Source organism: Bradyrhizobium brasilense (genome assembly GCF_029714345.1).
Taxonomy (GTDB): domain Bacteria; phylum Pseudomonadota; class Alphaproteobacteria; order Rhizobiales; family Xanthobacteraceae; genus Bradyrhizobium; species Bradyrhizobium australafricanum.
Genome location: NZ_CP121669.1, coordinates 151,486 through 172,085, shown reverse-complemented (window position 1 = coordinate 172,085; position 20,600 = coordinate 151,486). Strand labels below are relative to the sequence as shown.

The following is a 20,600-nucleotide window of genomic DNA, read 5'->3' as shown; positions in this document are numbered from 1 at the left end:
GCGGTGAGAGCGTTTTCGAACGAAATCCTCTAGGCGTCGAGCGGCCTGCCGCGGACGTTCGGCCCCCAGACACCGATAGCAATGATCACGATGACCATGGCCGCGGTGATCAGGCCGAACACGCCGCCGACGCCGGCCTCCTTCAGCATGAACGCCACGATGAAGCCGGAGAAGGTCGCGCTGAGCCGGCTCATCGAATAGACGAGGCCCGCGGCGCGCGCCCGGATCGCGGTCGGGAACACCTCGGTCTGGTAGGCGTGATAGGCGTAGGACAGCGTCATGTTGGCCCCCGTCACCAGCACGCCGCTGGCGATCAGCAGCACCGGCTCGGTGAGCTGCGAGAAGGCGAGGCCGAACACCGAGATCGCGGCGGCCGCGCCGCAGATGATCCATTTGCGCTCGAAGCGGTCGGCGAAGGTCGCGGCCAGGAGCGGCGCGAGCGGATAGGCGAAGGCGATGATGAAGGAATATTGCAGGCTCTTGGTGACGTTGATGCCCTTCTGCACCAAGAGCGCCGGAACCCAGTTGGAGAAGCCGTAGACGCCGAACGCCTGGCAGAGATTGAAGATCATGAACAGCACGACGAGCGAGACGTAGGGCGGCCTGAACAGGTCGGCATAGCCGGTCTCGGCCGGCGCACGTGCCGGCACCATCGCCGCCGTGGCAGCGGGGCGCGGCGCAGCCGCAGGCGATGCGGCCTCGAGTGTTCGCATGATCTGCTCGGCCTCGGCGGCGCGGCCATGGCGGGCCAGCCAGAGCGGGCTTTCCGGAACGTAGAGCCGCAGCACCCAGATGATCATGCTGGCGGCGGCGCCGATCAGCACCACCCAGCGCCAGCCGTCGATGCCGTGAGGCGAGAGCGGCACCAGCCACCAAGCAAGTGCGGCGACAACAGGCACTGCCGACAGCATCACCGCCTGGTTGATCGCAAACGCCCGGCCACGCATCCAGCTCGGCACCAGCTCGGTGATGTAGGCGTCGATGGTGATGACCTCGATGCCGATCCCGATCCCGGCGATGAAGCGCCACAGCAGCAGGCCGCCGGGCGTGGTCTGGCACGCCATGATCACCGATGCGGCGCTGTAGAACAGCAGCGACCAGGTGAAGACCGCCTTGCGCCCGAAACGGTCGGCGAGGAAGCCGAGGCAGAACGTGCCGATGAACAGGCCGGCGAAGGTCGCCGCGACGAAGGCGCCGATCCCGGAGAAGCCGAAGAACGCCTGGGTCGTCGTGGTCATCAATCCGCTGCGGGCAAGGCCCGGCGCGATATAGCCAGTGAAGAACAGGTCGTAGATTTCGAAGCAGCCGCCGAGCGAGAGCAGGATCACCAGCCGCCAGACGTAGCCGGAGGTGGGCAGCGCCTCGAGCCGTCGCGAAATCTCGTCGGGTCCGCTTGTCGTGGTGGCGAGATCGGCGACCGAGCCGAGTTCGACGGCGCTCATGATGGTCCTCCCCGAATGGTGCAACGGCCGCCCTTCTTGCGAAGGCGTACCGGTCGCGCATGTTTGGCAGCCGGAAGCCAGAAATCCAGACGAACATATCGAAGGAATCGTTCGATATTTTCGAACTCTGGGGGAAGGGTTGCTTTGATTCACCTGTCAAACAGCTTGTTCAAAACTGTCGTCCCTGCGAAAGCGGGGACCCATACTCCGCGGCGGGTATCATGAAAGGGACTCGTCGTCCCATTGGTGCGCAACTTTGCGGTTCGGTGGTTATGGGTCCCTGCTCCCGTGCGCAATTGCGCACTAGGCAGGGACGACACCGAACCTGCTATGCAACCACTGAGTCATACATTCAGATGAGAAGCGTCGCCTCCCAGGCGCCGCGGCCCACCTGGTCTGCGATCAGGGCGCGGATCAGGCGGCACATCTCCTCCATGACGTAGGTCATCGGGCGGTTGCGCAAGCGGCAAAGATAGAGGGTGCGGGTCAGCTTTGGCTCGATGACTTCGCGCGCGACCAGCGATCGTGCCTTCAACGGCTCACTGACGAAATGCGTCGTCGCGATCGTGCAGCCCAAGCCCGCGGTCAGCGCGCCGATCATGCCGCTGGTCGAGTTGAGGTGCATGATCGCATTGGCCTCGAGCCGCTTCAGCAGCACGGGATCATCCAGCAGCGCGCGCGCCGATAGTCCGTACCGCAGCAGGATCAGCGGCAGCCGCGTCACCTCCTCGAAGGGAATTGGCGTCTTCTTGCCGATCAGCTTCTCGGTGCCGACGCAGAACATCTGCTCCTCCAGCACCGGCTCGGCGATGAGGTCCTTTTCCGACGGCGGATTGTAAACCAGCGCGAGGTCGACCTCGGAGCTCAGCAGATGCAGCAGCGTCGCGCCGGAGAGACTCTCGGTCAGCGACAGCTTCAGGTTCGGATATTTCGTCAGCACGGTGCGCATCAGCGGCACGCCGATCGCCTTCATCCCGGAATTGGCCATGCCGATCGAGATGTCGCCGGCGATCACGCTGGCGCCTTCCTTGATCTCGCGCTCGGCCGCCGCCATCGCGCGCAGGATGATGCGGGCATGTTCATAGAGCCGCTCGCCTGCCGCAGTCGGTTCCATGCCGCGCGGCTTGCGCTCGAACAGCGGCGTGGCGAATTCAGCTTCCAGATTGGCGATGTGGTGGCTGAGCGCGGATTGCGCGACATTGGCCTGGTCCGCGGCCCGCGACAGGTTGCGCTGCTCGTAAACTGCGATGAAATAGCGAAGCTGGCGCGAATCCATGACGGTTCAGCGTTCTAGAACCACGAATACACTATTCGACAGATTATATTTTTCAGATAGCGTGCGGAAGCCTAACCTGCGCCGATCACAAAGCGTTTTCGAGCGAAACGGGTACCGGTCGCATGAAGAAACGCGTCAGAACAAGAGCGCAACGAGCACGGAGAAACCGATGACCGGGAACGGACTGCCGCTGGAAGGCGTGAGGGTCGTCGAGATGACCCACATGGTGATGGGGCCGACCTGCGGCATGATCCTGGCGCAACTCGGCGCCGAGGTGATCAAGGTCGAACCGCCCGCCGGCGACAAGACCCGTTCGCTCGGCGGCATGGGCGTCTCGTTCTTTCCGTTGTTCAACCGCGGCAAGCGCAGCGTAGTGCTCGACTTCGCCAAGCCCGAGGACCGCGATACCATGCACCGGCTGCTTGCCAGCGCCGACGTGTTCCTGGAGAATTTTCGCGACGGTCAGCTCGACAAGCAGGGGCTCGGCGCCGAGGAGCTTCGCCAAAAATATCCGCAGCTGATCATCGCCGGCCACAAGGGCTTTCTGTCCGGTCCCTACGATCATCGGCCGGCGCTCGACGAGGTCGTGCAGATGATGTCGGGGCTCGCCGCGATGACCGGCACGCGCGACAAGCCGCAGCGCGTCGGCTCCTCCGCCAACGACATCATGGGCGGCATGTTCGGGGTGATCTCGATCCTCGCCGCGCTCTATCAGAAGCGTGGCGGCAAGGCTGATGGCGCCGACATCCGCATCGGCCTGTTCGAGAACTGCCTGTTCCTGGTCGCCCAGCACATGGTCGAGTACGAGATGACTGGGCGCAAGCCGCGCTCGATGCCGGAACGCGAGCATGCCTGGCCGATCTACGACATCTTCGATACCGCCGGCGGCGATCGCATCTTCATCGGCGTCGTCACCGAAGGTCATTGGCAGAGCTTCTGCCGCGAGTTCGGCCTCACGGAATTCGCCGACGATCCGACGCTGCGCTCGACCACGGACCGCATCATGGCGCGCGACCGGATCATTCCGCGCGTTGCCGCGGTGATCAAGGACTGGAACGTGGCGGACCTCTCGGCAAGGCTCGATGCGCTCAATATCTGCTTCTCGCCGATCAACCGGCCGGAGGATCTGCTCGGGGATCCGCATGTGCTGCGTCCCGGCGGGCTGGTCAACAACGTGAACGCCGACGGCAAGCCGTTCCGCGTCCCCGCGCTGCCGCTCGAATGGAACGGCCGCAATATCGGCGAAGGTCTGAAGGTGCCGGTGCTCGGCGCCGATACCGAAGCGGTGCGCGCCGAGCTCGCACAACAGAAGATTTCATCAACCGGAAACGCTGCGTGAGGCTGACATGACCCGCGTCCACGATATCTATCCGAACGACAGGGTGAGCCTGCGCGAGGTCGGCCTGCGCGACGGCCTGCAGCTGGTGAAGACGTTCCCGTCGACCACGGCGAAAGCGCGCTGGGTGCGTGACGAATACGCCGCCGGCGTCCGCCATTTCGAGGTCGGCTCGTTCCTGCCGGCCAAGACCTTTCCGCAATTCGTCGATGTCCGCGACGTGGTCGCCACCATCGCCGCGCTGCCCGGGGCGCATGGCGTTGCGCTGGCGCTGAACGAGCGCGGCGTCAACGAGGCGCTGGCCTCCGGCGTCGCCGAGATCGCGTCGGTGGTGTCGGCGACCGAGGAGCACAGCCAGGCCAATGCCAACCGCTCGCGCGAATCCGCGATCGAGAACATCAGGCGGCTTTGCGAGCTGCGCGATGCCAGCGCGCACAAGCCGCTGGTCAATGCCGCGATCTCGATGGCACTGGGCTGCTCGATCGTAGGTCCCGTCGATCCGAACGAGGTGCTGCGCCTCACCGAGAAGCTCTACGAGGTCGGCGTCGACATGGTCGCGATTGCGGACACGGTGGGTTATGCCGGGCCGAAGCAGGTCGGCGAGCTGACGCGGGGCGCGGTGAAGATCGCGGGATCGAAGCCGGTCTGCGTGCATCTGCACGACACCCGCGGCATGGGCATCGCGAATGCTTCCGCCGCGCTCGACGAGGGCGCCCGCGTGCTCGACGGCTCGCTCGGCGGCCTCGGCGGCTGCCCGTTCGCGCCGGGAGCCACCGGCAATGTCGTGTTCGAGGACCTCGTCTTTCTCTGCGAGAGCAAGGGATTTCCGACCGGCATCGATCTCGATCGCCTGGTCGAGGTGCGCGCGATCCTGAAATCCGAGATGCCGAACGAGGCGCTCTATGGCGGCCTCGCCCGCGCCGGCCTGCCGCGCGGCACCAAGGCGAGGGCGGCGTAGCGTATTCATTGCGTAGCCCGGATGGAGCGAAGCGCAATCCGGGGCCTCGCGCCCGCGGACGGAGCTTCCCGGATTTCGCTGCGCTCCATCCGGGCTACGAGACGACACGCTCTCAATCGTGCCCGTGCCCCCGCTTGCGCGGCTTCTTCTCCGGAGCGGTCGGGATCATCACGACGCGACCGTAACGCACACCGCGCTCGGCGATGATGTGATCGGCGAGATGCCGGACCTCGCTGCTGGCGCCCTTCAGCGCCGTCACCTCCATGCAGCTGTCGTCGTCGAGATGCACATGCAGCGTCGCCAGCGACAGGTCGTGATGGCCGTGGAAATTCTGCACCAGCCGCTTTGACAGGTCGCGCGCGGCGTGATCGTAGACATAGACCAGCGCCGCGACGCATTGCCCTGACGGCGTGTTCTCCGCGCTCTGCTGCAAGCCGGCGCGTGCGAGATCGCGGATGATCTCGGAGCGGTTTTGATAGCCGCGCGCCTCGGCGGCGGCGTCGATCTCCGCGAGCAGATCATCCTCGATGGTGATGGTGATACGTTGCATGGAATATCCGTGGTGGCTCGATTGCCTGGCGGTATGACATTTTTCTTGTAACGTCATACTGTGCTTGCTAGCGTCGCTTTGCCGGGGTCGGTTGGACTGGTGCGGTCGTCGCGTGACTGTAACAGGTATCATGCGGGGGCATGGGCGTTGCGTCGTACTGCATGGCGGATATTTCCCGCCGCCGCATCCATTGCAGCATTCGCGCCGGCCGCCGAAGCGCAGGCGGTCGCTACCGTGCCCGGCCAGTTGCCGCCGGTGACGGTAACGTTGCCGGACCAGGCGCCACCCAGGCACGCCAGACCGTCCCGGCGTCCGCGCCATGTCGCCGGCGGCGGCCGCAAGCCTGCCGCGCTCCAACCAAGCCAACCCACCGCTGCGAGCGACGGAATCACCGGCGGCTCGGCGACCGTGTCCGCGTCCGATCTGCAACCGACCGCCGCCAGCGCGCGGCAGATCAGCGGCGACGAGGTGAATGCGCGGCCGATCTCGCGCGTCGGCGAAGTTCTGGAGGTGGTGCCGGGTCTGATCGTCACCCAGCATTCCGGCGAGGGCAAAGCCAATCAATATTTTCTGCGCGGCTTCAATCTCGATCACGGCACTGACCTCGCCATCACCGTCGACGGCATGCCGGTCAACATGCCGACCCACGGTCACGGCCAGGGCTATGCCGATATCAATTTCCTGATCCCGGAGCTGATCCGGTCGATGGACGTCCGCAAGGGTCCATACTACGCGGACAAGGGCGACTTCGCTTCCGCCGGCGCGGTCGACATCAATTATCTGAACGGACTGCCGAAGAGCATCGCCGAGCTGACGGTTGGCAGCTTCGGCTATCAGCGCGCGATGGCAGCCAGCTCGGCCAAGGCCGGCGATGGCACGCTGCTCGCAGCCTTCGAGGCCAACAAATACAATGGCCCGTGGGACGTGCCCGACGACATTCGCAAGCTCAACAGCGTGCTGCGCTACAGCCAGGGCACGGCGACCGACGGTTTCTCGCTGACCGCGATGGCCTATTCCAATGGCTGGAACTCGACCGACCAGGTCGCGCAACGTGCGATCGACCAGGGCCTGATCGGCCGTTATGGCACGCTCGATCCGACCGATGGCGGCACGGCCAGCCGCTTCAGCCTGTCCGGCAATTGGGCGCAGTCCAGCGACTACGGGCAGAGCAAGCTCAACGCCTTTGTGATCCGCTCCTCGCTGCAGCTTGACAACAACTTCACCTATTTCCTCGACGACCCCGTCAACGGCGACCAGTTCAGCCAGACCGACAGGCGCACCGTCTATGGCCTCGACGCCAGCCATGCCTTCGACCTTCGTTTCGCCGGCGTCGATACGCAGACCCGGGTCGGCGTGCAGACCCGCTACGACGACATCAATGTCGGCCTGTTCAAGACCGTGCAGCGCGAGATCCTGTCCACCGTGCGCAACGACCAGGTGCAGGAAGGCAGCGTCGCGCTGTGGGCCGATACCACCGCGCGTTGGACCGACTGGCTGCGCACCACGGTCGGCATCCGCGAGGATTATTTCGCCGGCCATGTGCTGAGCGACACGCCGCAGAATTCCGGCAACGCGCAGGCGGCGATGACGAGCCCGAAGGCCGGCATCGTGCTCGGCCCCTGGTCCAGGACCGAGTTCTACGGCAATGCCGGCTTCGGCTTGCATTCCAACGACATCAGGGGCGCGACCATCACCGTCGATCCCAATGACAAGGTGACGCCGCTCGAGCGCGTGCCGCTGCTGGTGCGCTCAAAGGGCGCCGAGCTCGGCATCCGCACCAGGGCGATCGACGGCCTCACTTCGTCGCTCGCGGTGTTCGTGCTCGACTTCGATTCCGAGCTGCTGTTCGTCGGCGATGCCGGCACCACTGAACCGAGCCGCCCGAGCCGGCGCGTCGGCGTCGAGTGGACCAACCAGTACAAGCTCCGGCCGTGGATGAGTTTTGATTTCGATCTCGCCTATACCCGCGCCCGCTTCACGGATGTCGATCCGGCCAGCAATTTCATTCCGGGTGCGCCGGCGTGGGTTGCCAGCGGTGGCGTCACCTTCGGCCGCGACACCGGCTGGTTCGGCAGCCTGCGCGCCCGCTATTTCGGCCCGCGCCCGCTGATCGAGGATGACAGCGTGCGCTCGCTGTCGTCATTCATCGTCAACGCCCGCGGCGGCTACAAATTCGACAACGGGATGCGGCTGCAGCTCGACGTCCTCAATCTCTTCAACGCGCAAACCAACCAGATCGAATACTACTATCTGTCGCGGCTGCCGGGCGAACCGATCGATGGCGTCGCCGACCGCCATGTGCATCCTGCCGAGCCGCTTGCCGTTCGGCTGACGCTTGCGGCAACATTCTGATCGTCACACCGGCGCGCGATTTTCCGCGGTCATTTCCGCAGCCGGAAGCGCCGTCTCTTCGTCAGTCGCTTCAGGAACAAGCGGCGGCGACTTACGTTCCGGAAACACACCGAATTCGCCCGCCACCTCCTGGAGCGGCTTCTGCTTGTCGGCCCAGTGCAGGGCCGTATAGTCGAAACCGTGCACGATGGTGGGTTTGACGACTTCGAAATAGGGCGAGATGTCGAAGTCGCGCGGCATGTAGAGCGAGGAATCGCGGATATGCAGGATCTCGCGGCGCGCCTTGCGGCTGGCGGCGCGCGTGATCTTGGGCAGGATCGGATAGCGCACGGCGTCGAACGCCTGCGCGATCAGCGCCGAGCAGATGATCTTGGTCGGATCGCCGGAGCCGAACGCGATCATGCGGCGGCGCCAGCGCTGCGGGATCGGCAGCGGAAACAGATAGCGCGCGAGATCGACGATGTTCTTGGTGTCGTAGCCGAAGCCGATGCGGTTGATGGCGTAGCGGCACACCGTGGTGCGGTCCTCGAACGACAGGCCGACCGGACGGCAGAGGCGGGTGTGGTAGGCGAGATATTTCGACAGCGGCGCTGAGGTCACGCCCTCGCCGATATTGGCCTCGATCAGCACATGCTGTTCGCCGTCAGGCTCGAACGCGCCGTCGATCGGTCCGACAAACAGCGCGGCGTGCGACCAGGTCGACTGCGTGAGGTATTTGATGATGCCGGAAATCCGGTTGTTGCCTTCGACCAGCAGCACGTCGCCGGGCTGCATGATGCTCCGCAGATGGTCCGGGTCGCTCGGCGTGAACGGCTCGTAGCCGGGGACTTCCTTCTGCAGGTACCCCGCGATCCATTTACCGACGGTATCGAGCATTACGCCCATGGATTCCCCCCAGCGGTTCTATGACCGCTTGTGTTTCACTTAATCATGGTCGCAAGCTGTTGCAATTTAGTTCATGCCATCGGCGGATCAATCATGATTGATTTACCATGATGGTTGCTGCGGTCGGTGAGATGCGGCACAGTTCGCGAAGCGTTCCTGTTCTCCGCAAGTCCCCGGAAACCATGCCAGAAGCTATGTCATGACCGTGACCCGCCGCGATTTCCTATCGGCGTCCGCAGCTTTCGCGCTGGTGCCTGCGCTGGGCGGCCGGGTTCTTGCCGCGCAGCCGCCGCCGCGCGAGGCCGACATCGTCGTGATCGGCGCGGGTGCCGCAGGCATTGCCGCGGCGCGACGGATCGTTGCCGCGAACCGCAAGGTGATCGTGGTGGAGGCGGCGGGCCAGGTCGGCGGTCGCTGCCAGACCGACGCGTCGACATTCGGTGTGCCGTTCGACCGCGGCGCGCGCTGGATGCACAATCCCGAGACCAATCCGATGATCCGGCTGGCCCGCTCCGCGGGCCTCGACATCGTCACGGCGCCTGCGGGGCAGAAGATTCGGATCGGCCGGCGCTACGCCCGTCCCGGCGAGACCGAGGAGTTTTTGGCGGCGCTGGTGCGCGCCAATCGCGCCATCGACGACGCTGCGCGCAAGGCCGATATCGCCTGCGCCGCTGCGATGCCGAAGGACCTCGGCGATTGGGCCGGCACCGCGGAATTCCTGCTCGGGCCCAATTTCTGCGGCAAGGATCTGAAGGATCTTTCCGCCGTCGACAAGGTGCGCGCGCAGGATCGCAACACCGCGATCGCCTGCCGGCAGGGGCTCGGCGCGCTGATCGCAAAGCTCGGCGAGGGACTGCCGCTGGCGCTGTCGACGCCGGCGCAGCGTATGCTGTGGAGCAATCGCGACGTCATGGTCGAGACGCCCTCCGGCAAGATCACCGCGCGTGCCGCCATCGTCACGGTGTCGAGCAACGTGCTTGCAAGCGGCAACATCAAATTCGCGCCGGAGCTACCGAAGCGCGCGCTCGATGCCGCCGCCAAGCTCAGCCTCGGCAGCTACGATCGCATCGCGCTGCAGATCCCCGGCAATCCGCTCGGGCTGTCGCGCGATGACGTCATCATCGAGCAGAGCAATTCGACCAAGACGGCGCTGCTCTACGGCAATATCGCAGGCTCCTCGCTGTGCACGATCGACGTCGCAGGCTCGTTCGGCCGCGACCTGTCGGCGCAGGGCGAGCAGGCGATGTCGGCTTTCGCGGTGGAATGGCTGACCAAGCTCTATGGCAGCGAGGTCGGCGCCGCCGTCAAGAAGACCAGCGCGACGCGCTGGAATGCACAGCCCTTCATTATGGGCGCGATGTCGGCTGCTGCACCCGGCGCACAATTCTCGCGCCGGATCCTGGCCGAGCCGATCGGCGCGATGTATCTCGCGGGCGAGGCCACCCATGAGACGCTGTGGGGCACCATCGATGGCGCCTGGGACAGTGGCGAGCGCGCCGCCGACGCCGCGCTGCGCAGGATCGGCGGGGTGAAGGAAGCGACACCGGCCCCCGCTACGCCCGCCGCGAAACACAAACGCCGCACGTCGCCTCGCTCCGGGGCGATGAATTGACGGTCGGGTGAGGTGACGGTTGAGCGCGGTCGGCCTGCCGTGGAGTGTGCGGTGATTTGATTTGGTGGCGAGTGCTGCCGCACAACAGATGTCGTCCCTGCGAAAGCAGGGACCCATACGCCGCAGCAGATGTTGTGATCGGGACTCGTCGTTCCACCATCGTTCACCAATAACCGTTCGTGGTTATGGGTCCCTGCGTTCGTGTTTGGTCCCGTATGATTGGCGAGGGCCCGCATTGGGGCCTGGTAGCGGAGGCATTTGAGCCTGGTTCGATTGTAGTCGTGGACGAATTTGGCGATGAAGGTGTCTCGATCGGCGTGATCGATGAAGGTCCGCCGGGCGCTGCCACGCTTTGTTTCGCGGCCAATGGCTTCGGCGATGCGCCGGTTGAAACGTTCGACGAGTCCGTTGGTCTGCGGATGGTAGGGCTTGGTCAGGCGATGCTGGATGCCGCACTGTCGGCAGAGTTGATCAAAGGGGTGGTCGCCGGAAGGCTTCCCGGGCGGCTTGTTCTTCTTGTCGACGGCGAAGCGGTCGGTGAACTCGGCACCGTTGTCGGTGAGGATAGTGTGAACCTGGTGCGGAAAATCAGCCAGGAAGCGCTTAAGGAAACCGGTCGCGGTCGCTCCGTCCCGCTTGGAATGGACCTCGACAAAGACGTAGCGGGTGGCTCGGTCGATGGCGACAAAGGCATAGCTGGTGCGGCGCTGCAGTGCCGGCAGATACTTCACGTCGATATGGATGAAGCCGATACTGGCATTCTCGAAGACGCCGGCTTTGGGCTTGTCAGGTTTGGCAAGCCGGCTGATGCCATTGCGCTGCAGGCAGCGGTGAATGGCACTACGGGACAGCTTGGCGTTGATGCATCGCCGCATCACCTCAACGATGTCGTCCAGCGGCAATTGGAGCGACGTCCGCAGTTCACAAACGGCCCTTTCTTCAACCGCGGAGAGGCTGGTCGTGAGGTTCTTCGGCCGGTGCGAGCGGTCTTCGACCGTCGTGCGGCTGCGCCAGCGATAAATCGTGGTCTCGCTGACCCCCAGTTCGGCCGCCAACTGAGCGACCGACTTCCGGCTGCGCTGGATGTAGGCACGTGTCTTCGGCGTCGTCGTGGCGTTCGCGTGCAAGTTCAGTTCCATGACACGAGGCGCTCCCTAACAAAGGCCACGCCTCGTTCTACACCGATTCCATCCAACCAATCTGCAGGGACCAAACACGTTCGCAGGGACGACACCGAGGATGTTGCGCGGCCGGTGGTCACACATCCGCATTCTCGTGACATGATTTGTCCGATCACACCGGCAGCTTCAGCTCCATCAGATCCTTGGCCACCACGATGCGGCCGGAATAGTTCTTCTTCACGTCCCTCGTCCAGTCATCGTCGGTGACCTGCCGATCGTCGCCGGGGACGAAGTGACTGAGCACCAGCGTCTTCACGCCGGCGGCGGCTGCGATGCGGCCGACGTCCTCGGTCGAGGTGTGGCTGTCGAGCAGATGCTTCTTCAGCGTGGCGCCGTTCTTGGTCGTGGCAACCAGGCGATCGACCGCGGGGACGTAGAGACATTCGTGCACCAGCACGTCGACGCCCTTGGCAAACTCGGCGAGCTTCGGGTTGTAGGCCGTGTCGCTGGAGAACACGATGGTGCCGTCCGGGGTCTCGAACTTGTAGGCGAAGTTATCCGTGATCGGCGGGTGCGGCGTGCGGAACGCGGTCACGGTGACGTCCGATGTCTTCAGCACCACGCCGTCGTCGCTGATGTCTTTCGCGATCAGCAGCTTGCGCGGGTCGGGCCGGCCTTCGTCCTCGATCCGGGTCTCGACGTCGAACTTGTTCAGCTCCCAATATTCCTTGGTCATCGCCTCGATGCCCTTGGGGCCGAACGAATGGATCGGCGTCGAGAGGCCGGCCGCCCAGGCGTTGTAGAACAGATTGCCGTATTCCAGATTGTGATCGGAATGATGATGGCTGATGAAGATGTACTTGACCTGCGGGATCGGCACGCCCGCGCGCACAAGCTGACGGCTGACGCCCATGCCGCAATCGATCACGAACGGGGTATCGTTGACGACGACGAGATTGGCAGGGTTCGAAGCGCCGTTACCGACGCGCGGCCCGCCCTTGGTGCCGAGGAACACGATGCGGGTCCGCGCCTTGTCGGTTTGCGCGCGCACGCCCGGTGCCGCGAGCACGGCGGCGCTGCCGAGCGCCAGTTTCAATGCGTTGCGGCGATCGATCATCGGTGTCTCCCTGGTCTCTTTTGAATGCTGCGACCCTAGCCGCCGCGCAGGATGCCATCAAGCGCCGGCAGGCCGACGATGACGGCAGCCGCGATCAGCGCGTAGCAGATCGCGCGAAACACCTTTTCGCTCGCCTTGCCGAACAGCGCGGCGCCGAACCAGACGCCGATGCCGTAGATCGGGCCGACGATCAGCGAGAACTTGACCGATTCGATCGTGATCAAGCCGGTGAACCAGTAGCTGACCAGCGAGAAGAAGTCCGAGGCACCGAAGAACAGCACGATATTGGCGCGCGAGATCACCGACGAGATCGGGCGTCCCAGCCAGTAGGCGACGATCGGCGGGCCGCCGGTCTGCGCGAGGCCGCTGCAGAAGCCGGAGAGGCCGCCGACGCCGACGGAGAGGGCGACGTGCTCCTTGCCGTGATAGCGCCAGCCCGACAGCAGCAGTGCGAGCAGCGCCGCGACGAAGCAGGAGATGATCCAGCGCGTCGTGACAGGCTCGAGCACGGTCAGGAAATAGGTGCCGATGGGAACGCCGACCAGCGCGCCGGCGACCATGACCGCGGTCGCCTTGCGGTCAGCATGGATCCAGGCGTTCGGCAGCAGCGGCGTGGCGGCGATGAAGTCGATGATGAGCAGCAGCGCCGCCACCAGCCGCGGCGCCGCGACGCTGCTCGCGAGCGGCATGAAGATCAGCGCGGAGCCGAAGCCCGAGAAGCCGCGCGCCGTGCCCGACACGAACGCGATCGCGCAGATCGCGAGCGCGATGCTGGTCGAGATGTCGGAGGGGATCAGGCTGAAGGAGGTCATGAAAGGATAACGAGATTCGACTAGCTGGCTGGCAACTCAAAGCGCCCCTACTCAGACCCGTCATCCCCGCGCAAAGGCTTCGCCTTTGTCGCTGGAGGTGCGAGCAGAGCGAGCCTCGAAGGATGCACGGCCACAGGCGGGGCCGTCGACCCTTCGAGACGGCCGCTACGCGGCCTCCTCAGGGTGACGGTGCAATAGACCGCCTGTGGTTCACATCACCCCCGCAACGTGCCGCCGGTCTTCTTGGTCACCTCGGCGACGACCTTGGCCGCGACGGCGTCGATTTCCTGGTCGGTCATGGTCTTCTCGCGCGGCTGGATCGTCACCGCGATCGCGATCGACTTCTTGTCGGGATCGATGCCCTTGCCTTCGTAGACGTCGAACACGGTCACATCAGTGATCAGCTTCTTGTCGACATTCTGCGCCGCGCGGACGATGTCGCCCGCCTTGACGCTGCGATCGACGATGAAGGCGAAGTCGCGCGACACCGGCTGGAATGCCGAGAGCTCCAGCACCGGCTTGGCGCGCGTCGCCCGCTGCTTGCCTTGCGGGATGCGCTCGAGGATCACCTCGAACACGATCATCGGGCCGTCGGCGCCGAGCGCCTCGGCCGCACGCGGATGCAACTCGCCGAAAGTGCCGAGCACGTTCTGCGGCCCGATCTGGATGGTGCCGGAGCGCCCCGGATGCAGCCAGGCCGGACCGCCGGGGACGATCTGCAGCGCCTGCATCGGCGCGCCGGCGGCCGCCAGCACGGCGAAGGCGTCGGCCTTGGCATCCATCGCATCCGCCACGGCGGAGCCGGTCCAGTGCCGCCCGATCCCCTTCGCCGAGGCGAAGCCATGGCGCACGCCGGAGGCGGCGACCAACTGGTCCTCCGGGCGGTCGCCGCGGAACACCTGGCCGACCTCGAACAGCGCCACATCGGGATAGCCGCGGTTGATGTTGGCCTGAACCGCCGCGACGAGGCCGGGCAGCAGGCTCGGCCGCATGTCGGAGAGATCGGCCGCGATCGGGTTGGCAAGCACGAGCTCGCTCTGGCCGCCGCCGAACAGTTTTGCCGCGTCATTGGTGATGAACGACCAGGTCACGGCCTCCACCATGCCGCGCACGCCGAGCGCGCGCTTGGCGCGGCGGGTGCGCAGCTGCATCGGCGTCAGCACCGGCTTGCGCGGCTCCTCGCCGCGCTCGAACGGCGTCATCGGCACCTTGTCGACGCCGACGATGCGCACGATCTCCTCGACGATGTCGGCCTTGCCGTGCACGTCGGTGCGCCAGGACGGGATCGCGATCTTCACCACGGGGCCGTTGCCGGCCAACATGAAGCCGAGCCGGGTGAGGATCAGCTTCACCTCGACCAGCGGCACCTCGATGCCGGCAAGGCGCTTCACTTCACTGAGCGGGAAATCGATGACGCGATCCTCGCCGAACTGCTTGCCGACCACGACGTTCTCGGACGGCGTGCCGCCGCACAGCGCCAGCACCAGTTTGGTCGCGAGCTCGAGCCCGGGCACCATGAAGGCCGGATCGACGCCGCGCTCGAAGCGATAGCGCGCGTCCGAATTGATGCCGAGCTTGCGGCCGGTCTGCGCGATGTTGATCTCGTTCCAGAGCGCCGATTCGATCAGCACGTCAGTGGTGTTGTCGTCGCAGCCCGAGGCCTCGCCGCCCATGATGCCGGCGAGCGATTCGACGCCGTGCTCGTCGGCGATGACGCAGATGTTACTGTCGAGCGTATAGGTGCGGCCGTCGAGCGCGAGCAGCGTCTCGCCATCTCGCGCGCGGCGTACGCTGAGGTTGCCCTGCACCTTCTTGGCGTCGAACACGTGCAGCGGGCGGGCGCGGTCGTAGGTCATGAAGTTGGTGATGTCGACCAGCGCGTTGATCGGGCGCAGCCCGATCGAGGTCAGCCGCTTCTGCAGCCATTCCGGCGACGGGCCGTTCTTCACGCCGCGCACCAGCCGCAGCGCGAAGCCCGGACACAGCGTGGCGTCTTCCACCTTCACCTCGACCGGGCAGGGGAATTCGCCCTTGATCGGCCTGATGCCGGGGTCTTTGAACTTGCCCATGTCGGCGGCGGACAGATCGCGCGCGATGCCGTGCACGCCGGTGCAGTCCTGCCGGTTCGGCGTCAAATTGATCTCGATGGTGGGATCGCCGAGCCCGGCCCAGTCGGCATAACCCTTGCCGAGCGGCGCGTCCGCCGGCAGCTCCATGATGCCGTCGTGGTCTTCCGAGATCTGCAGCTCGGCCGCCGAGCACAGCATGCCGCGGCTCTCGATGCCGCGGATAGTGCCGACGCCGAGGGTGATGTTCTTGCCGGGGATGTAGGTGCCGGGCGGCGAGAACACGCTGATCAGCCCGGCACGCGCATTCGGTGCGCCGCACACCACCTGCACCGGCGCGCCGCCGTCGCCGGTGTCGACCATGCACACGCGCAGCCGGTCCGCATTCGGATGCTGCTCGGCCGAGATCACGCGCGCGATGGTGAACGGCGCCAGCGCCTTCGCCTTGTCCTCGATGTTCTCGACCTCGAGCCCGATCATGGTGAGCTTGTCGGCGAGCTTGTCGAGCGGCTCGTCGGTCTCGAGATGTTCCTTCAGCCAGGAGAGGGTGAACTTCATGACGATGACTTCTCCAGTCCCCTCTCCCGCTTGCGGGGGAGGGTTAGGGTGGCGGCTTTCTTCACAATGGGACCGAAGACAAGATTCACGAACTCAAGCCCCCCGCGATCGACGGGATGTCGAGCGGCTTGAAGCCGTAGTGGCTGAGCCAGCGCACGTCGCTGTCGAACAATTGGCGCAGGTCGGCGATGCCGTATTTCAGCATCGCGATGCGGTCGATGCCCATGCCCCAGGCAAAACCCTGGTAGACGTCGGGATCGAGGCCGCAGGCGCGCAGCACGTTGGGGTGCACCATGCCGCAGCCGAGAATCTCCAGCCAGTCCTCGCCCTCGCCGAAGCGGATCTCGCCCTTGTCGCGGCGGCACTGGATGTCGACCTCGAGCGACGGCTCGGTGAACGGGAAGAACGACGGCCGGAACCGCATGTTGATGTGGTCGACCTCGAAGAACGCCTTGCAGAACTCGTGCAGGATCCATTTGAGGTGGCCGAGATGCGAGCCCTTGTCGATCACGAGGCCTTCGACCTGATGGAATTGCGGCGTGTGCGTCGCGTCGGAATCGATGCGATAGGTGCGGCCCGGGCAGATCACGCGGATCGGCGGCTGCTGGGTCAGCATGGTGCGTACCTGCACCGGCGAGGTGTGGGTCCGAAGCAGCATGCGCGAGCCGTCCTCCTTCGGGTTGAAGAAGAAGGTGTCGTGCATCTCGCGCGCCGGATGGCCTTCGGGGAAGTTCAGCTTGGTGAAGTTGTAGTCGTCGGTCTCGATGTCGGGACCTTCGGCGACCGCAAAGCCCATGTCGGCGAAGATCGTGGTGAGCTCGTCCCAGACTTGGCTCAACGGATGGATGCGGCCGGTCTCCGCCGGGGCCTCGCGCAGCGGCAGCGTGACGTCGATGGTCTCGTCGGCGAGGCGCGCATCGAGCGCGGCCGCTTTCAGCACGTCGCGCCTGGCCGCGAGCGCCTGCGTCACCGCATCCTTGGCGAGGTTGATCTTCGCGCCTTCGGTCTTGCGCTCCTCCGGCGACATCTTGCCGAGGGTGGCGAGCAAGGCCGAGATCGAGCCCTTCTTGCCGAGCGCCGAGACGCGGACCGCCTCGAGGGCGGCCTCGTCAGCGGCTGAGGCGATCTGGTCGAGGATGGATTGTTCGAGCGTTGCGAGGTCGGACACGGTCAATTCCTGCGCTTGAGCGGAGCATGATCCGGTGGGAAGAACCGCTGCCCGAACCGGTACCATGCGCCAAAATTCGGCTGGGTTGTCGCCGCCCGAAGGCGGTAACGTCAAGCAAAAAGCCGGTCATTTCGGGCCGATGGCCGGCAGCATTGAACCCCGCGCGGAGGCCGGGCTACCCAAGGGGAGTTCAAGGAGGCCCACGCGATGTTGCTGCGATCTTGCCTGGCCGTGCCGGCGGTGCTGTTGATGCTCACCACGGCGCATGCCGCGACCGAGGAATGTCCCGCCAAATCGACCCAGATGGACGACATCATCGCGGAGCTTCAGAAGGCGCCGAGCTGCAACCGCGCGATGAAGATCTTCGAGGCGTGCGAATACGGCGCGAGCGGAGACGTCCAGTTCGGTGCCGTGGTCGAGAAGAGGTGCGAGGGCGACTTCCTGTCCGGCCTCGGAGCGTCGCAGAAGAAGGCCTATGCCGGCCAGCTCAAGCGCTGCGACCACAAATACGACAACGAAAGCGGCACCATGTACCGCTCGTTCACGGCGTTCTGCCGGGCGATCGTCGCCCAGCGCTATTCGCAGAAGGCGCTGAAGGCGGGCCCCAAATCGCGTTAGGACCGCCCGCCAGGATCAGGCGGCCAGCGCAGCCTTGGCCTTTTCGGCGATCGCCTGGAACGCAACCGGCTCGTGGATCGCGAGATCCGACAACACCTTGCGGTCGACGACGACGCCCGACTTGGAGAGACCGTTGATAAACACGCTGTAGGTCATGCCGAACGGACGGACCGCGGCGTTGATGCGCTGGATCCAGAGCGCGCGGAAGGTGCGCTTCTTGCGCTTGCGGTCGCGGAAGGCGTACTGGCCGGCCTTTTCGACGGCCTGCTTGGCGACGCGGATGGTGTTCTTGCGGCGGCCGTAATAGCCCTTGGCGGCCTTGTAGACTTTCTTGTGCTTGGCGTGAGCGGTCACACCGCGTTTGACGCGAGACATGACGGAAATCCTTGATCTGGAAGAGGTGACGGGGCGCCGCGCGGTCGCGGCGAGGGTTCAAGCGATCGGTGCGATCAGGCGTTCGGCAAGAAGTACTTCTTGACGTTGTCGCCGTCGGTCTTGAACAGCACGCGGGTGCCGCGGAGCTGACGGATCTGCTTCTTCGTCCGCTTGATCATGCCGTGGCGCTTGCCGCGCTGGGCGTGCATGACTTTGCCAGTGGCGGTCACCTTGAAGCGCTTTTTAGCGCCCGACTTGGTCTTCAACTTGGGCATTTGGCTCTCCTGTCGCACAGCACGAAAATCGCCCCGAGAGGCGTCCGGCCGGCTAAAATGCTCGTTAGAGCGTTGAAAGTGCTAAGGTTTTTTCCGAATTGAAAGAACCTGCACCAGACGTCGCCACGGCAGCCCTTGATCAGCCGGGCGGCGAAGGCCGGCTTATGGCAGAGGATCGGCGGTTTTGCAACGTTTCAGGCGGGGAATCGGGGCCGGAACCCGGTAGCCCGGATGGAGCGCAGCGCAATCCGGGGCAGGTCGCGCCGCGGACGCACCGGCCCCCCGGATTTGCTGCGCTCCATCCGGGCTACGGAAACGAAACAGCCCGCCAGATCGCCTGACGGGCCATTTCATTTCAACAAAGCGACAAATTCGAACTAGCGTGGCGCCAGAACCATCACGACCTGGCGGCCCTCGAACTTCGCGTCCTGCTCGACCTTGGCGAATTCGGCGACGTCGGCCTTGACCTTGTCCAACAGCTTGGTGCCGATCTCCTGGTGCGCCATCTCACGACCGCGGTAGCGCAAGGTAATCTTGACCTTGTCGCCTTCCTCGAAGAAGCGCTGCATCGCGCGCATCTTCACGTCATAGTCGTGATCGTCGATCATCGGGCGGAGCTTGATCTCCTTGATTTCGACGACCTTCTGCTTCTTGCGAGCTTCGGCAGCCTTCTTTTGCGCGGAATACTTGTACTTCCCGTAGTCCATGATCTTGCAGACGGGAGGGCTGGTATTCGGCGAAATCTCGACGAGATCCATGCCGGCTTCCATGGCCATCTTGATGGCCACCATGGTTTCGACGGTGCCCTGATTGACACCCTCCGCATCGATCAGCTGGATCTGTGCGTTGCGAATCTCGTCATTGGTGCGCGGCCCTTCTTTGGCGACTGTGGGCGGGGCTCTATTGGGACGGCGAATGGGTAACTCTCCAAAGTTGTGAAAGGGAAGGCCGATATTTTGAAGCAAGATGCTGCAACGGGCAAGCGAACTCGCTTCCTTAAGCGGCAAAACCGCCAATTGCGAGGCATTTTGGCCACGCCCGGCACATATAGCGGGCGCGTCTGCTCCGCAAGGCGGGGGCGCAGCCGTTGACCGGTGCCGCGCGACAATTGAAAAGCAGATGTCTGACACGCGAGTTACCGAACCATGAGCCAAACCGCCGCATCGGAACAGGAACCTGCCTTCATCGAGGTCGGCGAGGGCAGTGAGGCGCGCCGGATCGCGGTGCGCGCCCGCGCCGGCAGCAGCCCGGGACTGATCTGGCTCGGCGGTTTCAAGTCCGACATGGCCGGCACCAAGGCGCTGGCGCTCGATGCATGGGCGGCCGAGCACGGCCGCGGCTGCGTCAGGTTCGACTATTCCGGCCATGGCGAATCCGGCGGCGAGTTCGCCGACGGGACCATCGGCCGCTGGCTCGAGGAGAGCGTGGCCGTGTTCTCGCAGTTCTGCAGCGGGCCGCAGGTCGTGATCGGGTCTTCGATGGGCGGCTGGATGGCGCTGCTGCTTGCGCGTGAGATCGCTAGGCGCGGGAACGGGAAAGCACAGCTCGCCGGCCTCGTGCTGATCGCGCCGGCGCCCGACTTCACCGAGGAGCTGATGTGGAAGGCCTTCTCGCCGGAGGTCCGCGCCGAGATCGAGGCCAAGGGCATGTGGCTGCGTCCGTCCGACTATGGCGACGGCACGCCCTATCCGATCACCCGCAATCTGATCGAGGAGGGCCGCAATCATTTGCTGCTCGGAAGCAAGATCGACGTCGGCTGCCCGGTGCGCATCCTGCAGGGCGCGCAGGATCCCGACGTGCCGTGGAAGCACGCCTTCGCGCTGGTACACCGCCTGCCGGCCGAGGACGTCGTGCTCACCATGATCCAGGACGGCGACCACCGCCTGTCGCGTCCGCAGGACATCGCCCGGATCATCGCCGCGGTGGCGGAGATCGGCTAAGCTTTTTTCCTTCTCCCCTTGTGGGAGAAGGTGGCGCGGACGATGTCCGCGCCGGATGAGGGGTTCTCTCCGCGGACACAGACCCCTCACCCGTCTCGAATGAGCTCTCGCTCATTCGATCCACCCTCTCCCACAAGGG

17 protein-coding genes and 1 pseudogene are annotated in these 20,600 nt (G+C 64.9%); 6 read left to right on the top strand and 12 right to left on the bottom strand.

Annotation, left to right across the window (positions count from 1 at the left end):
• Positions 1–29 precede the first annotated feature (29 nt).
• Positions 30–1,442, bottom strand: a complete 1,413-nt coding sequence (locus tag QA635_RS00770) for an MFS transporter (protein ID WP_283066207.1) — start codon at positions 1,440–1,442, stop codon at positions 30–32.
• A gap of 352 nt (positions 1,443–1,794) precedes the next feature.
• Complete coding sequence (locus QA635_RS00765) at positions 1,795–2,718, bottom strand: LysR family transcriptional regulator (protein ID WP_283066205.1); 924 nt, start codon at positions 2,716–2,718, stop codon at positions 1,795–1,797.
• Between the two features lie 169 nt (positions 2,719–2,887).
• Here QA635_RS00765 and QA635_RS00760 point away from each other — a divergent pair, with 169 nt between their 5' ends.
• Together QA635_RS00760 and QA635_RS00755 are read left to right on the top strand one after the other, a co-directional pair.
• Positions 2,888–4,057, top strand: a complete 1,170-nt coding sequence (locus QA635_RS00760; protein WP_283066203.1) for a CaiB/BaiF CoA transferase family protein — start codon at positions 2,888–2,890, stop codon at positions 4,055–4,057.
• A 7-nt stretch (positions 4,058–4,064) separates the two neighbouring features.
• Positions 4,065–5,012, top strand: coding sequence for a hydroxymethylglutaryl-CoA lyase (locus tag QA635_RS00755; protein ID WP_283066201.1), 948 nt, complete (start codon positions 4,065–4,067; stop codon positions 5,010–5,012).
• A 112-nt stretch (positions 5,013–5,124) separates the two neighbouring features.
• Here QA635_RS00755 and nikR read toward each other — a convergent pair whose 3' ends face one another.
• Positions 5,125–5,562 carry a nickel-responsive transcriptional regulator NikR gene (gene nikR / locus QA635_RS00750; RefSeq protein ID WP_225163637.1) on the bottom strand — a complete coding sequence of 146 codons (438 nt, stop codon included), beginning with the start codon at positions 5,560–5,562 and terminating at the stop codon, positions 5,125–5,127.
• Between the two features lie 147 nt (positions 5,563–5,709).
• On the opposite strand from nikR, the gene QA635_RS00745 reads away from it, so the two are divergent.
• Positions 5,710–7,914 (top strand): TonB-dependent receptor, encoded by a 2,205-nt coding sequence (locus QA635_RS00745; protein WP_425249114.1) that lies wholly within the window; start codon positions 5,710–5,712, stop codon positions 7,912–7,914.
• Positions 7,915–7,917: 3 nt separating this feature from the next.
• On the opposite strand, the gene QA635_RS00740 is transcribed toward QA635_RS00745, so the two are convergent.
• On the bottom strand, positions 7,918–8,799 hold the full coding sequence (locus QA635_RS00740) for a YiiX/YebB-like N1pC/P60 family cysteine hydrolase (RefSeq protein ID WP_225163638.1): 882 nt from the start codon (positions 8,797–8,799) through the stop codon (positions 7,918–7,920).
• A gap of 199 nt (positions 8,800–8,998) precedes the next feature.
• On the opposite strand from QA635_RS00740, the gene QA635_RS00735 reads away from it, so the two are divergent.
• Entirely contained in the window at positions 8,999–10,411 is a 1,413-nt protein-coding gene (locus QA635_RS00735; protein ID WP_283066198.1) for a flavin monoamine oxidase family protein, read from the top strand.
• Positions 10,412–10,698: 287 nt separating this feature from the next.
• Here the strand turns inward: QA635_RS00735 and QA635_RS41625 are convergent.
• The 5 genes and pseudogenes from QA635_RS41625 to pheS form a co-directional block, all read right to left on the bottom strand.
• Positions 10,699–11,550 (bottom strand): annotated as a pseudogene (locus tag QA635_RS41625) (DDE-type integrase/transposase/recombinase); the annotation flags it as partial.
• 154 nt (positions 11,551–11,704) lie between these two features.
• A complete protein-coding gene (locus tag QA635_RS00725; RefSeq protein ID WP_253605766.1) occupies positions 11,705–12,649 on the bottom strand; it encodes an MBL fold metallo-hydrolase in 945 nt (314 codons plus the stop codon).
• A gap of 35 nt (positions 12,650–12,684) precedes the next feature.
• Positions 12,685–13,461 carry a sulfite exporter TauE/SafE family protein gene (locus QA635_RS00720; RefSeq protein WP_283066192.1) on the bottom strand — a complete coding sequence of 259 codons (777 nt, stop codon included), beginning with the start codon at positions 13,459–13,461 and terminating at the stop codon, positions 12,685–12,687.
• Between the two features lie 215 nt (positions 13,462–13,676).
• Positions 13,677–16,085, bottom strand: coding sequence for a phenylalanine--tRNA ligase subunit beta (gene pheT / locus QA635_RS00715; protein WP_283066190.1), 2,409 nt, complete (start codon positions 16,083–16,085; stop codon positions 13,677–13,679).
• Positions 16,086–16,170: 85 nt separating this feature from the next.
• Entirely contained in the window at positions 16,171–17,253 is a 1,083-nt protein-coding gene (pheS, locus tag QA635_RS00710) for a phenylalanine--tRNA ligase subunit alpha (protein WP_283066188.1), read from the bottom strand.
• A 207-nt stretch (positions 17,254–17,460) separates the two neighbouring features.
• On the opposite strand from pheS, the gene QA635_RS00705 reads away from it, so the two are divergent.
• Positions 17,461–17,871, top strand: coding sequence for a hypothetical protein (locus tag QA635_RS00705; RefSeq protein ID WP_225161499.1), 411 nt, complete (start codon positions 17,461–17,463; stop codon positions 17,869–17,871).
• A gap of 15 nt (positions 17,872–17,886) precedes the next feature.
• Here QA635_RS00705 and rplT read toward each other — a convergent pair whose 3' ends face one another.
• From rplT to infC, 3 genes are all read right to left on the bottom strand, one after another.
• Positions 17,887–18,246, bottom strand: coding sequence for a 50S ribosomal protein L20 (rplT, locus tag QA635_RS00700; protein WP_018269297.1), 360 nt, complete (start codon positions 18,244–18,246; stop codon positions 17,887–17,889).
• A gap of 74 nt (positions 18,247–18,320) precedes the next feature.
• Positions 18,321–18,521, bottom strand: coding sequence for a 50S ribosomal protein L35 (rpmI, locus tag QA635_RS00695; RefSeq protein ID WP_008539890.1), 201 nt, complete (start codon positions 18,519–18,521; stop codon positions 18,321–18,323).
• Between the two features lie 377 nt (positions 18,522–18,898).
• Positions 18,899–19,438 carry a translation initiation factor IF-3 gene (gene infC / locus QA635_RS00690; protein ID WP_026192043.1) on the bottom strand — a complete coding sequence of 180 codons (540 nt, stop codon included), beginning with the start codon at positions 19,436–19,438 and terminating at the stop codon, positions 18,899–18,901.
• Between the two features lie 228 nt (positions 19,439–19,666).
• On the opposite strand from infC, the gene QA635_RS00685 reads away from it, so the two are divergent.
• Entirely contained in the window at positions 19,667–20,461 is a 795-nt protein-coding gene (locus QA635_RS00685; protein ID WP_283066185.1) for an alpha/beta hydrolase, read from the top strand.
• Positions 20,462–20,600 lie beyond the last annotated feature (139 nt).